Genomic DNA, 12785 nt, shown 5'->3' with positions numbered 1-12785 from the left:
AGTGAGGCGTTGGCGTCGCGACGCTCAACACGACAGGATGGTGAGCACGGCGTACGCTTTTCGCGGACGCTGTTCATTGCCCTTCTGGTCGTTTCCGGCGCGCTGATCGCCTTCGACCGGCCGGGGTCCCGATCCGCGCCCTTCGCCAGTTTTCGCGCCGGCTTCACCGATGTGTCGGCGCCTTTGCTCGACCTCGCTGCCCAGCCCCTGCGCGGCATCAAGAATATCGGTCCCTATTGGCGCCGCCAGGGCGAGCTCGCGGAAGAAAATGCCAGCTTGCGCCAGCAATTGATCGAGGCGCGTTACTGGGAAGACCTCGCCTATCGCCAACGTGACCGGATCGAAGTTTATGAAGAGGCGCTCGATATCGAGAGCGCGGCGATCGAAGACCGCATCGGGGCTTGGACCGTGGCCGATCCTCGCGGCCCCTTCGTGCGCGCCCGGCTGATCGGTCGCGGCAGCGATGCCGGTATCAGCGACGGCTATCCGGTGATCAACCTCTATGGCCTGGTCGGCCGGGTCTATGAAACCGGGCGGCGGTCAGCGCGCGTCCTCTTGCTGACAGATCTCAATTCCCGCGTTCCGGTCATGGCCGACCGGTCGAATGCCCGCGCCATCCTGGTGGGCGACAATTCCGAGTTTCCGCGACTGGACTATGTTGGCCGGGCGCCTGACATCGAAGCCGGTGACCGCATCGTCTCGTCCGGTGATGACGGCATCCTTCCCCGGGGCCTGCCGATCGGCGAGGCGGTTGCGACCCGCGATGGTGGCTGGCGTGTGCGGCTCTATTCCGACCAGGCGCCGGTCGATTTCGTCTGGGTCTGGCCCTATCGCCGTGTAACACCGCCCGATCAGGAGGCTGCCGAAGACCCTGTCGGGCCGGATCCTGCTATTGTCGATAATGCTGTCGCGCCTGTCCCTGCCGTCGACACGCCTGTCGAAGGGGCCGAAGTCGATGATGTCGCAACCGATGATGTCGCTACCGAAGACGATGAGCCGGAGGCAGGGCAATGAGAAAACCGACCGACCGAAGCTCGCCCTGGCTTGCGGCGTCCGGCTGTATTGCCTCTGTCTTGGTGGCGTTGATCGTCCAGGCCTCGCCGACGCGTCTGGTTGACGGGCTGACCATCATGCCGACCTGGACGCTGATGGCGATTTTCCTGTGGTCCGGTGTCCGGCCGCAATTCATGCCGCCGATTGCCGTCTTCGCGATCGGCCTGACCCAGGACTTGCTGACCGGCGCGCCCATGGGTGTGTGGGCCCTGTCCTATCTGGTCGCGATCTCGGTCTTCCGGTTCCGCGGTGAAGACGGCATGCCGCGCGATCTGCCGCCGGTTCTGCTCCGCTTCGGTGCGACCTTGCTGCTGGCCCACGCGATCGCCTTTGCGGCTGGCAGTTTTGCGCTCGAACAACTGGCAGACTTCCAGCCCTTGGCGATCGAGGTTGTGGCCTCCATCCTGATGTTCCCCCTTCCGGCCTATCTGGTCTTGCGGCGCCGCCGCTCCCGAAGTTCCGGCTTTATCGGGGGGTGATGACAGGTTTCCATGCGTGCTGACCGACAGGAACAGGATCTGAAATTCACCCGGCGCGCCCTGCTGATGGCAGGGGCGGGCGGGCTTGCATTCCTGTGTCTGGGCGCGCGCCTTTACTCCCTGCAGGTGCTGGAGACCGAGCGCTACCGGCTGATGTCCGAGGACAATCAGTTCAATTTCAATCTCCTGCCGCCGTCCCGTGGTCGGATCCTCGATCGGTTCGGGGTCGCCGTTGCCGACAACCGCGACAGCTATCGCGTCCTGTTGGTGCCCGAGCAGGCGGGCGATGTCGCCTCGGCGCTCGACCGGCTCCAGCCCTTCCTGCCGCTGGGCGATTATGAGCGCGAACGAATCCTGCGCACGGCCCGCAGCCAGCGCAGTTTCCACGCCATCACCGTGGCGGATGACCTCGACTGGCACACCTTCGCCTCGATCAATCTCAATGCGCCCGATCTGGCCGGGGTGACACCGGATGTGGGCGAAGTGCGGTCCTATGCCTATGGGCCATCTTTCGCCCATGTGATCGGCTATGTGCAGCCGCCCAATGACGAAGACATCGCCAATAATCCGCGCGATGCAGAACGCCTGTTGCGCCATCCCGGTTTCCGGGTCGGCAAGACCGGGGTCGAAGTGGCGCGCGAGATGGACTTGCGTGGACAGGCTGGGGCCCTGAAAACAGAGGTCAATGCCCGCGGCCGGGTCATCCGCGAACTGCCGGAACAATCCACCGAACCTGTCTCGGGTCGTGATGTCGTGCTGACCCTTGATGCGGATATCCAGCGCTACGCGCATGAGCGTCTCGGACAGGAAAGCGGGTCGGCAGTCGTGATGGACGTCAATACCGGTGAACTGATCGCCATGGTGTCGACGCCCAGTTTCGATCCGAATCTGTTTGTCGGCGGCATCTCCACGGCCGACTACGCCGCCTTGCGCGAGAATGACCGCAATCCGCTGTTCCAGAAATCGATCCAGGGGACCTATCCGCCCGGCTCGACCTTCAAGGCGGTCGTCGCGGCAGCGGCGCTGGAACATGAGGTCATTCCTCCGACCGAGCGTATCAACTGCACGGGCTCGGTGCGCCTGGGCAATCGCGAATTCCATTGCTGGCGCCGCCGTGGGCATGGCCCCGTCAATCTGCGCGATGCAGTGAAGACCTCCTGTGACATCTATTTCTACGAGATCGCCGAACGCCTCGGCATTGACCGCCTGCACGCGATGGCGACGCGGTTTGGCATCGGCGAGCAATTCGATATCGGAATTTCCGGTGTTCGCCGCGGCACGATGCCCGACGCGGCCTGGAAGCGCGCACGCTATAACGAAGGCTGGTCGACCGGTGACACTTACAATACCGGGATCGGCCAGGGTTATGTGACGGCGTCGCCCTTGCAGCTGGCCGTGATGACGGCCCGTGTGGCGTCCGGTCGTGCGGTATCTCCGACGCTCTACCGCAATGCCATGATGCCACCGGCATCGCATATCGGCGTCAGCGATGCGGCTCTGGCCAGCGTTCGCGACGGTTTGCGGGCGGTGGTCGAGGAACCCGGTGGCACGTCCTATTCGCTGGGCGGATTGGGGCTGGGCGATATCGAGATGGCGGGCAAGACCGGTACGGCCCAGGTCTATTCGATCACGGCGGCGGAACGCGAAAGCGGCGTGCGTGATCAGGCGGACCTGCCCTGGCGGCTGCGCGATCATGGTCTTTTCATGTGCTACGCTCCGGCCGACCAGCCCAAATATGCCTGTGTGGTTGTCATTGAACACGGGGGTGGCTCGTCCGCCGCGACCCGTCCGGCGCGGGACATTCTCCAGCGCGTCGTTGCCCGGGATCCGTCCAGCCGTGCCGGTGTATTCGCCGATGTCGGCCGCGCCCGTTCCGGAGGCGCCTGATGGCTGTCTTCCGTGAAAGCGTCCCGCGCGGTTTGCCGGACAAGATGATGGAGCTCAACTGGACGCTGGTCCTGTTGCTGGTCCTGCTCGGCGCCGCCGGTGTCGGCATGCTGTATTCGGTGGGTGGTGGCAGTTGGGAGCCGTGGGCGATCAATCACGCCATCCGCTTTGCGCTCGGCTTTGTCGGCATGATCGTCATCGCGATGTTCCCGCCACGCTTCTGGATGGGACTGGCCTATCCGGTCTATGTCGGGGCGCTGGTCCTGCTGGTACTGGTGGAGATCGGCGGCGTCACCATCAATGGCGCCCAGCGCTGGATCGATCTGGGGCCGATCCGCCTGCAGCCGGCAGAGATCATGAAATTGGCCCTGGTACTGGCACTGGCTCGCTTCTACCACGACCTGCCCGACGAGAAGGTCACCACGATTTCGGGCCTGTTGCCGCCGCTGATGATCATCGGTCTGCCGGCGATCCTGATTGTCAGCCAGCCTGACCTCGGCACAACCTTGCTGCTGGCGGCGACCGGCGTCATGGTCATCTTCATGGCTGGCTTGAGCTGGTGGTTCATCCTGGCCGTTGCCGGGGTCGGACTGGCCGGGGTGATCGGGATCGGGTTTTATGGCCTCGAAAACATCCTGGCCGAATACCAGATGGACCGGGTCCATGCCTTCCTGAACCCGGACTTTGACCCGCTCGGCATCAACTATCACCCCAATCAGGCAATGATCACGCTGGGGTCCGGCGGGATGACAGGGAAGGGATTTCTCGAAGGGACACAGTCGAAGCTTGGCTATCTGCCGGAGATGCAGACCGACTATATCTTCACCGCACTGGGTGAGGAGTTCGGGTTCGTTGGTGGTATCGCCGTGCTGGCGGTCAATGCGCTGATCATGGCCCAGGGCGTGATCATCGCGATCAGCTGCAAAAGCCCCTTCCTGCGCCTGATGACGATCGGGATCATCACAACCTATGCCTCCTATGTCTTCATCAATATCGGCATGGTGTCGCGTCTTCTGCCGGTGGTTGGCGTGCCCTTGCCGCTGATTTCCTATGGTGGCACGGTCGTGCTGGCAGTCATGGCCGGGTTCGGTCTGATCCTGGGTGCCCATATCCATCGCAATGCCGAGCCGGCGCGCGGGGCCGGGCTGTTCGGCTGACACCGCAGTGCAGCAACGTCGCGCGCTTGACCGGAAAGTCCGGTTGGGGAAGTGTGCGCGGCAATTCAGTAAGGGGTGGACGCGCCTTCGCGTCCTGTTTCAGGGGAGAATCTCATGGCGGCAGTACCAGCCGGTCAGCACGCGCATTGGTCATCGCGCTTCGCATTCATTCTTGCCGCGGTTGGCTCCGCGGTCGGTCTCGGCAATCTCTGGCGTTTCCCGTTCCAGACGGGTGAAAATGGCGGTTCGGCGTTTGTCCTGATTTATATTGGCTGCGTGGTCTTGTTCGCCCTGCCGGTCCTGATTGCGGAAATCGCGATTGGCCGGCACGCGCAACAATCAGCCATCTCTTCGACCCGGAAAATGGCCCAGGAGGCCGGCAAATCGGCCAATTGGGCGATCGTCGGCTGGGTCTGTACGGCAGGTGGTTTCCTTGTGCTGACCACCTATTCGGTGATCGCGGGCCAGGTCATGGCCTATGCGGCATCGGGTTTTGCCGGTGGTTTTGCCCAGCCGGATGGCGCCAATCTCTTCTATCAGGGTGAGTTCATTCAGCTGGCCTGGCATGCCGGCTTCATGCTGATCACCATCCTGATCGTGGCGCGTGGCCTGAAAGGCGGGATCGAGCAGGTTGCGACCTTCCTGATGCCGCTCTTCTTCGTCATGCTCATCGGCCTGACGATCTACTCCCTTATCTCCGGCGCGGCCGGCGAAGCCATAACCTACCTGTTCACGCCTGACTTCACCGCGGTGACCGGCAATACCTTCGTCGCAGCGCTTGGTCAGGCCTTCTTCTCGGTCTCGGTCGCGTCTGCCATCATGATCACCTATGGCTCCTATCTGTCCAAGGACACGAATATCGGATCGTCCTCGATCCTGATCGCCAGCGCTGATACTGCGGTGGCGCTGATCGCGGGCCTGATGATCTTCCCGATCGTGTTCATGGTGGGTATCGACCCGGGCGCAGGCATGGGCCTGATCTTTACGGCGCTCCCGGCTGTCTTCGCCGACATGCCGGCCGGCAATATCATCGGTGGCGCCTTCTTCGCGCTGGCCTTTATCGCCGCAATCACCTCGTCGATCTCCCTGCTGGAAGGCACAGTGGCGTTCGTTGAAGAGCACTCCGATTTCTCTCGCCCGACCGCAGCCTGGCTGCTGGGCTTCTTCGCCTTCATGATCGGCGCCGGAGCGGTGTGGTCATCGGAGTTCGGTGGCGTCTTCGTCGACTGGCTGTCCGGAAGCTTCCTGTTGCCGCTTGGTGGCCTGCTGGTCGCCGTGTTCACCGGCTGGGTCATTCCCAAAGCCTTGATGCGGGACGAATTGAGCCATGCCTCCAATGGCCTGTTCGCCTTCTTCCACTTCAGTGTGAAGTTCATCGTGCCGCCGGCCATCGGCTTCATCCTGTTGCTGGGCCTCGATGCCAAGTTCAACGGCGGCAATATCGGTTCGCTGCTCGGCCTCGGCTAGGCGAACTTGTCGGCAAAGGCGTCGGTCGCGCGCACCAGCGCGTCGACCACGCCCGGCTCGCCGGCCGCATGGCCGGCATCGCCAATCATGTGGAGCCTCGCTCGCGGCCAAGCCCGGGCGAGGCTCCATGCTGTTTGGGGCGGAGTCACGACGTCATAGCGTCCCTGCACGATCACGCCGGGCAGGTGATTGTAGCGCTCGGCATCCTCGATCAGCTCTCCATCTCGCTGGAAGAAACCCTTGTGGAAGAAGTAGTGGCTTTCCAGCCGGGCGAGGGCGTCCGAGCGGACCGGATCGGCCAGCGGTGCCGACGGGTCGCCGGTCATCGAGATCAGGGCGCTTTCCCATCGCGCCCAGGCCAGCGCATCCGGCCGGCGGCGGATGATGTCCGGCTCGGCGAGGCGTTCGTAATAGGCGCGGATGATGTCGCCGCGCTCTTCCGGGCTGAGCGGGTCGACAAGTCGTTCCCAGGCATCCGGGAACAACATGTTGGCGCCGTCCTTGTAAAACCAGTCCAGCTCGCGCTGGGAGCAGGTGAAGATGCCGCGCAGGATCAGGCCGATGCAACGGTCCGGATGGGCACGGGCATAGGCAAGAGCGAGTGTCGCTCCCCAGGAGCCGCCGAAGACGACCCATTTGTCGATCCCCATCACCTCGCGGATGCGCTCGATGTCGTCGATCAGGTCCTGCGTGGTGTTGTGCTCGAGCCCGCCATGCGGTGTCGAACGACCACAACCGCGCTGGTCAAACAGGATGACACGATAGCGCCGGGGGTCGAAAAACCGTCTGAGCGCCGGCGATACGCCGCCACCGGGACCGCCGTGAAGGGTCACGACTGGCAGGCCATCCGGCCGGCCGCACTCCTCAATGTAGAGGTCATGTCCGTTGCCGACCGCCAATCGCGAGGCCTGCAAGGGCCGGATCGGCGGATAGAGCAGGCGGCGTGAGTAGGAAGCATCCATGTCGAATACTGTGCCGTTAGCCAGTGATAAACACAATAAACCATAGCCTAGCGACCCTTCAGCCTATATCGTCATCAACGGTTTGGGCAGACTATTGATCTTGGGAAACGCTGTGTGATGATCGCATTCGGGCGAGCCGTGCTAGCCATCTGTTTTTGCAGTCTTGCGTCCGCTTGTGCCAGCGCGCCGATTTCGATTGCCGGATCCAGTTTTTCCGCCCCGGGCGCGCCGGGTAGCGATGTCCATCGTCGACTTGACGAGGCAGTTGATCACTTCAATGACGACCTCGAAATGCGCGGCCTAATTCGCGAAGCCAGTTCGATGCAACAGGCGATGCGCTGGATGAACCAGTTGTCCGGCCAGTCCGACGTCGATGAACCGGATGCCTTGACGGTCTATCTGGACACACAGGCGATCACGCTATCCGATGCGGGTGCACCGGACCGGGTGCGGGCGGACGTCATTCATGTCTGGCAGGGTGCCGTTGGCATAGATGCCGCGTCACGCACATTGCTGGAGGCGACGATCGGCCTGTCCCGTGGTGACGTGACCGATGCTCTGGGCTCGGTAGAACAAGCCATGGCGAACGCCCTGACGGCGCAATCGGTGTTCGAGACTGTTATTCTTGAAATGACATCTCTTCACGATGCAGACGCTTTGGCGGGTCTGCGCGTTGAACGCGACCTGCTGGCGCTCCGCGTCAATGATCTGCGCGACCGGGCGGATGAACTCGCCGAGCTGCGTCGCCAGATGCGCAATCCGTCGATTTCCTGATGATCCATCCGGATGAGGTAAAGGGCTTCCTCGACCCCGGGGAAGGGCAGGAGCTGGCGCAGCTGGCCGCCGAGGCCGGACGCCTGGGCCCGGTGCTGGAAATCGGTTCCTATTGCGGAAAGTCGGCGCTCTATCTCGGCCCGGCCGCTCGCCAGGCCGGGACGGTTCTCTACACGCTCGATCATCACCGTGGCTCCGAAGAACACCAGCCGGGCGAAGAGTATCACGACCCCGATCTGTTCAACACCAAGCTTGGTGCTGTCGAAACCCTGCCGGCCCTGCGCGAAACCCTGTTTCGCGGTGAGCTGGAAGACTGCGTGATTCCGCTGGTCGGTCGTTCGGCCGTCATCGCCGCCAACTGGACGACGCCGCTCGGCATGGTCTTCATAGATGGCGGGCATTCGATGGAAGCGGCGCTGGCCGATTACCGCGGCTGGGCCGGACGCGTGGTCGCTGGCGGCATCCTGGCCATCCATGACGTTTTCCCCAATCCGGAAGATGGGGGGCGGCCGCCTTATGAAATCTGGAAACTGGCCTGCGCATCCGGCCTGTTCGAACCGGTCAGGCGTACAGGAACGCTGGAAGTTTTGCGGCGCTTTTAGCGGCCGGGTATTCCGGCAGGTGGTTCTTGACCAGCAGGTCGCTGCCCTTGGTCAGATTGTCGATCGCATCCGCGGCCATGATCAGCGCGCCTGATGTCCAGGAGGGTCGCTCGCGTGGCCAGATGATCGACTCTTCGAACTGCCATCCCATCCAGTAGCCGCCGTCGCGGGCGACGAGTGGCGCCAGGTTGGCAATCAGTTCATGGGCCTGCCGTGTCTGGCCGACCGCCTGACAGGCGAGGGCCAGCTCGGCGGTTTCCGCGGCAGTGACCCAGGGCTGATCGGAGACGCAGCGGCAGCCCAGACCGGGTTCGACGAACTCGGTCCAGCGTGCATAGAGGCGGGCGCGTCCGACATCGGTCGGCAGGACGCCGGCCAGCACCGGATAATACCAGTCCATGGCAAAGCCGCGCCGGTCCGTGCCCTTGCGGTCGAAGCGGGCATCATTCTCGCGCAGGGCCGCGCCGATGCGCCGGCGGGCTTCGACCCAGGCATCGATCGGTTTGCCCAACCGCCGGCCGATCAGGCAGGCGCACTCAAGTGCCTTGTAGAGACTGGCATTGCCGGCGCGCAGACTGTCGATTTCGGTCAGCGTCTGCTCGTCGCCGCGGGCCCGCCACACCACATCGCCGTGCGGGGTCTGGTGCTCGAGGATGAAGGCCATCGCCCGTTCGATCATCGGCCAATAGCGCGGCAGGGTGTCGAGCCTGTTCAGGGACGACAGGCTGCGCAGCACGGTGACCGCGACATAGCCGGTGAAATTGGTGTCGCGGGCGGTTTTCGGGGTTCCCGGGACAAGGTGCCTGTTGGCATCATCGAGCGGCACCGAGGCGCCAAGGTCGCCGGTCCAGCCGCCATCACCTTCCTGCCGGTCCATCAGCGCGGTGAGGGCTTTGAGCGTTTCCGCCTCGCGCCCGGCAATGGCCAGTCCCATGGTCGCTTCACCATGGTTCCAGGCGTCCCAGACTCCGGCCTCGATCCACGGGATGGTGCCGTCACTGCGTTGCAGGGAGGTGATGTGGTCGGCGCAGGCCTTGATGTCGACGGAGGGGCTCATCAGCTCGTCTTCCTGAAATACATCACGACCGATTTGCCCATGACCGGATCAAGGAGCCATTCCATTGCCCGTGTCAGCCAGGGGCGCTTGATCAGGTCCCATTCCAGGAAGCGGCGATAGAGCGCGACCAGGCGGTTCTCTTCCTGTGTTTCCCAGAACGCGCAGCGCAGCCACCAATATGGGCTGTGCAGGGCATGGGCCCAGTGGCGGCGGAAGCGGCGGAACCCCTGCTTTTCGACATCATGCCGCAAGGCATGAGGCTTGAAGATGCGGACATGGCCGCCTGGTGAGTTCTGGTAGCCGAAGGACAGCCACCAGCAGATTGTTTCGGGCCAGTAGCGAGGCACGGAGGCGGCGAATATGCCGTCGGGCTTCAACACCCGTCTGATTTCGGTCAGGAATCGCTCGGGATCCGGCACATGTTCCAGGACTTCCGAGCAGATGACCCGGTCAAATGTATTGTCGGGGAAAGGAAGGTGTTCGCCGGTCCCCGCCGTCAGGACCGCGCCGCGCTGGTCCGAGGCTGGCTCGGGCGGCGGCAGTTCGAAGAATTTGTCGAGCGCGATGCAGACGTCCTCATAACTCAGGTCCAGGCCAACCGCCGTGACCGGTGTCTCGTTCCAGTAGAGACCATGCAAGTGCCGGCCCTGGCCGCAGCCCAGGTCGAGGACGCGCATGCCGGGCTCCAGCGCCAGGCTGTCGATCTGGATGGTTTGCATCGATCAGGTCCTGCCCTGTTCCGAGAGCGCTTCGACATAGAGGTGGGAGGCGGCCAGCGCGTGTTTGGACCAGCAAAACTCGGCCCGGGCCCGTTCGGCGGCCCTTTCGCCCAGCCGCGCAGCGACGTCCGGGCTATCGAGGAGGCGGGCAATATTCCCGGCCATGGCGTCGGCATCTCCGGCCGGAGAGACCAGACCGGCATCGCCAACCACTTCCGGCAGGGCACCGCCATCGCTGGCAACCACGGCCGCGCCGCAGGCCATGGCCTCGGCGGCGGGAAAGCCGAAGCCTTCAAAGCGAGCCGGGCAGGCAACGATATGGGCGCGACGGTATAGGTTCGCGACTTCATCACGGCTGAGATCAGATGAGGTCGTCACCCGGTCGGACAGTCCATGCGAGGCCAGCATGCGCTTGGCCGGGCCGTCACGCAGGGTGCCGATGATGTGCAGGCGGGCGGCGGGTCTGGCTGCCGCGACACGGCCAAGGGCTTCGATGAGAACGTCCAGGCCTTTGATCGGAACGTCAGCACTGGCTGTGGTCACGATCAGGCCCGCTTCGCGCTGTATCGACGAGTCTGGCCGGAAGGTGTCGTGGTCGAGGCCGTTGAAAGCAACCCGGACGCGGCCCGCATCGACGCCATAGCGTTCGGCATGGGTCCGGCGAGCGGCGTCAGAAACCGCAAGATGCCGTGGAAGAGCGCGAGCGGTCTTCGCCTGCATGCCGATGAAGCGATACCAGCGCCGGGTCAAAAGGCGCTCCCACCATTTGCGACCGGCAGCAATGGCATAGTCGCGATCAATGGCAATGGGGTGGTGAAGGGTGGTGATCACCGGAATGCGCGCATTGATGCGGACCATCGGCGCCGCCAGTGTCTGATTGTCGTGGATGACATCGAAGTCGCCCTCATGCCGGGTCAGGAAACGGTCGAGACGGCGCCCGAAAGCGTACAACTCCCCGAAGGCCCCGGAATTGTGGGCCAGCCATTCCGACAGGTCCGACCAGGATTTCAGATAACGCGGACGGAAGGCCAGAAAGGCATTGTCCTCGGCAAACAGGTCGAGAGATGGCAGTTCATGCAGGGGGATGCCATCGTCCAGCTCGGGATAGGGCGGGCCGGATGCGACCGAGACATCATGCCCCAGAGCCTTCAGCGCCCGTGTGAGCTCGCGCAGATAAACGCCCTGTCCACCGACATGGGGGTGCGAGCGATAGCCTGTGACGAGCACGCGCAGCGGCCGCACCGGCGTAACGTCACTCTCCTTTTCCATCCTTGTGGAAACAAGGGTATGTCCGTCCATGACGCGTGATTCCGGCGGTGGCAATTGAGTGGCGAACCTATAGAAGTGAACATTGTTCGCCAAGCGGGTCGTGTCGCGAAATTACGGCGATGCGGAGATGCGTCGGGTCGGCAATTTCCACGCGCCCGGAGCGACAGGATTGAGTGATGGTCAAACCGACAGCCCTGCGCTTTGCGACTTATTATGGCGCCTTCTATCTGATGTTCGGGGCGTTTCTGCCCTATTTTCCGCGTTGGCTCGACGGGCGCGGCCTGTCGCCGGAATGGATTGGCTGGATACTGGCGGCCGGAATGATCGGGCGAACGCTGGTCTCGCCGATCGGTGCGCGCTGGGCCGATCGTGCGGTGCGTCACCGCGACCCGATCCTGGCTTTCGCTATCGGCAGCGTGATCGTCTTCGCCTTGCATCTGCCTGTCTCGACACCGTGGATCCTGCTGGTCCTGTCCTTTGCGGCCGGGGCGCTGGTCTTTGGCCAGATCCCCGTCACCGACGCCTTCGCGATCCGGGCCGCGCGCGACCACACTTTCGAGTTCGGACCGGTGCGGGCCTTCGGTTCGGCCCTTTTCATCGTCGCCAATTTCAGCGCCGGCGCTCTGATCGACCGGCTCGGCACGGAAAGCGTGCTGGCCTGGATGATTATCGCCGGCGGTCTGATGGCCCTTGCGGCGGCCTGGCTGCCGCCGGGACACCGCCCGACTGCCCATATTCCCCGGCCCGACGAGTGGTCGCGTCTGGCGCGCATGCTGGCGGGGCCGCTTGGTCTGGCACTGGCCGCCTCGGCCCTGATCCAGGCCGGCCATGGATTTTACTATGTCGTTTCCGCCAATGCCTGGACCGCTCAGGGGATCAGTGGCGCCATGGTCGGCACGCTCTGGGCCTTCGCGGTCGCTTTCGAGATCGCCTTTCTGTGGCTGTCAGGTCGTGGTTGGCTGGGGCGGCTCAGCCCCGCAAACCTGATGATCATCGGTGGCCTGGCATCATTGCTGCGCTGGGGGCTGACAGCCCTGTCCCCGCCCTTGTGGGCACTCTTCCCCCTGCAGGCATTGCACGCCCTGACCTTTGCCGCGACCTATGTCGGCTTCCTGCGCTTTACGGCCAATGACATGCCGGACGATCAGACGGCCTTGTCGCAAGGCCTCAATTCAGCCCTTTCGGGCGGCATTGTACTGGCAGCGGTGTCGACCCTGTCCGGCTATGCCTATGCCCGGTTTGGCGTTGGCGGCTTCGCTTTCATGATGGTGCCGGGCCTGCTCGGGCTCGCTGCAGCCGTCTTGTTGCGTCGTGTTTCTTTACTCCCGCGTCGGGAAAATATCGATTAGGATCGAAGCG

The 12785-nt window shown here is 63.5% G+C and carries 12 protein-coding genes; 8 read left to right on the top strand and 4 right to left on the bottom strand.

Going from position 1 to position 12785, the window contains the following annotated elements; genetic code table 11:
* Positions 1-9 precede the first annotated feature (9 nt).
* The 5 genes from mreC (at position 10) to MMAR10_RS10445 (ending at position 6043) form a co-directional block, all read left to right on the top strand.
* Positions 10-1014: a rod shape-determining protein MreC gene (gene mreC, locus MMAR10_RS10465; RefSeq protein ID WP_011643953.1), complete on the top strand. Its 1005-nt coding sequence runs from the start codon at positions 10-12 to the stop codon at positions 1012-1014.
* Positions 1011-1532: a rod shape-determining protein MreD gene (gene mreD / locus MMAR10_RS10460; protein ID WP_011643952.1), complete on the top strand. Its 522-nt coding sequence runs from the start codon at positions 1011-1013 to the stop codon at positions 1530-1532. The genes mreC and mreD overlap by 4 nt, the downstream gene beginning before the upstream one ends.
* A gap of 12 nt (positions 1533-1544) precedes the next feature.
* Positions 1545-3419 carry a penicillin-binding protein 2 gene (gene mrdA / locus MMAR10_RS10455; RefSeq protein ID WP_011643951.1) on the top strand — a complete coding sequence of 625 codons (1875 nt, stop codon included), beginning with the start codon at positions 1545-1547 and terminating at the stop codon, positions 3417-3419.
* Positions 3419-4576, top strand: a complete 1158-nt coding sequence (gene rodA, locus MMAR10_RS10450; protein WP_011643950.1) for a rod shape-determining protein RodA — start codon at positions 3419-3421, stop codon at positions 4574-4576. Before mrdA ends, rodA begins: the two co-directional genes overlap by 1 nt.
* Before the next feature lie 114 nt (positions 4577-4690).
* On the top strand, positions 4691-6043 hold the full coding sequence (locus MMAR10_RS10445; protein ID WP_011643949.1) for a sodium-dependent transporter: 1353 nt from the start codon (positions 4691-4693) through the stop codon (positions 6041-6043).
* On the opposite strand, the gene pip is transcribed toward MMAR10_RS10445, so the two are convergent.
* On the bottom strand, positions 6040-7005 hold the full coding sequence (pip, locus tag MMAR10_RS10440) for a prolyl aminopeptidase (RefSeq protein ID WP_011643948.1): 966 nt from the start codon (positions 7003-7005) through the stop codon (positions 6040-6042). The genes MMAR10_RS10445 and pip overlap by 4 nt on opposite strands.
* A gap of 114 nt (positions 7006-7119) precedes the next feature.
* Between pip and MMAR10_RS10435 the strand changes: the two genes are divergently transcribed.
* Positions 7120-7779 (top strand): hypothetical protein, encoded by a 660-nt coding sequence (locus tag MMAR10_RS10435; protein WP_150099757.1) that lies wholly within the window; start codon positions 7120-7122, stop codon positions 7777-7779.
* Entirely contained in the window at positions 7779-8381 is a 603-nt protein-coding gene (locus MMAR10_RS10430) for a class I SAM-dependent methyltransferase (protein WP_011643946.1), read from the top strand. Before MMAR10_RS10435 ends, MMAR10_RS10430 begins: the two co-directional genes overlap by 1 nt.
* Here the strand turns inward: MMAR10_RS10430 and MMAR10_RS10425 are convergent.
* The 3 genes from MMAR10_RS10425 to MMAR10_RS10415 are packed head-to-tail and all read right to left on the bottom strand — an operon-like array spanning position 8341 to position 11456.
* On the bottom strand, positions 8341-9438 hold the full coding sequence (locus tag MMAR10_RS10425; protein WP_011643945.1) for a hypothetical protein: 1098 nt from the start codon (positions 9436-9438) through the stop codon (positions 8341-8343). The two genes, MMAR10_RS10430 and MMAR10_RS10425, sit on opposite strands and share 41 nt — an antisense overlap.
* Positions 9438-10157, bottom strand: coding sequence for a class I SAM-dependent methyltransferase (locus MMAR10_RS10420; RefSeq protein WP_011643944.1), 720 nt, complete (start codon positions 10155-10157; stop codon positions 9438-9440). The genes MMAR10_RS10425 and MMAR10_RS10420 overlap by 1 nt, the downstream gene beginning before the upstream one ends.
* A 3-nt stretch (positions 10158-10160) precedes the next feature.
* Positions 10161-11456 (bottom strand): glycosyltransferase family 4 protein, encoded by a 1296-nt coding sequence (locus MMAR10_RS10415; protein ID WP_011643943.1) that lies wholly within the window; start codon positions 11454-11456, stop codon positions 10161-10163.
* A gap of 146 nt (positions 11457-11602) precedes the next feature.
* Here MMAR10_RS10415 and MMAR10_RS10410 point away from each other — a divergent pair, with 146 nt between their 5' ends.
* On the top strand, positions 11603-12775 hold the full coding sequence (locus MMAR10_RS10410) for an MFS transporter (RefSeq protein WP_011643942.1): 1173 nt from the start codon (positions 11603-11605) through the stop codon (positions 12773-12775).
* Positions 12776-12785 lie beyond the last annotated feature (10 nt).

This window comes from Maricaulis maris MCS10 (genome assembly GCF_000014745.1).
In the GTDB taxonomy this organism is placed as follows: domain Bacteria; phylum Pseudomonadota; class Alphaproteobacteria; order Caulobacterales; family Maricaulaceae; genus Maricaulis; species Maricaulis maris_A.
The sequence above is the reverse complement of the archived record's forward strand: the minus strand, read 5'-3'. Positions and strand labels throughout refer to the sequence as shown.

Bases quoted from the DNA above. Each gene is read 5' to 3' on its own strand.
- MMAR10_RS10415 (WP_011643943.1), bottom strand. From the start codon at position 11,456: ATGGACGGACATACCCTTGTTTCCACAAGGATGGAAAAGGAGAGTGAC.
- MMAR10_RS10425 (WP_011643945.1), bottom strand. From the start codon at position 9,438: ATGAGCCCCTCCGTCGACATCAAGGCCTGCGCCGACCACATCACCTCC.
- MMAR10_RS10445 (WP_011643949.1), top strand. From the start codon at position 4,691: ATGGCGGCAGTACCAGCCGGTCAGCACGCGCATTGGTCATCGCGCTTC.
- rodA (WP_011643950.1), top strand. From the start codon at position 3,419: ATGGCTGTCTTCCGTGAAAGCGTCCCGCGCGGTTTGCCGGACAAGATG.
- MMAR10_RS10430 (WP_011643946.1), top strand. From the start codon at position 7,779: ATGATCCATCCGGATGAGGTAAAGGGCTTCCTCGACCCCGGGGAAGGG.
- pip (WP_011643948.1), bottom strand. From the start codon at position 7,005: ATGGATGCTTCCTACTCACGCCGCCTGCTCTATCCGCCGATCCGGCCC.
- MMAR10_RS10420 (WP_011643944.1), bottom strand. From the start codon at position 10,157: ATGCAAACCATCCAGATCGACAGCCTGGCGCTGGAGCCCGGCATGCGC.
- mreD (WP_011643952.1), top strand. From the start codon at position 1,011: ATGAGAAAACCGACCGACCGAAGCTCGCCCTGGCTTGCGGCGTCCGGC.
- mrdA (WP_011643951.1), top strand. From the start codon at position 1,545: ATGCGTGCTGACCGACAGGAACAGGATCTGAAATTCACCCGGCGCGCC.
- MMAR10_RS10410 (WP_011643942.1), top strand. From the start codon at position 11,603: ATGGTCAAACCGACAGCCCTGCGCTTTGCGACTTATTATGGCGCCTTC.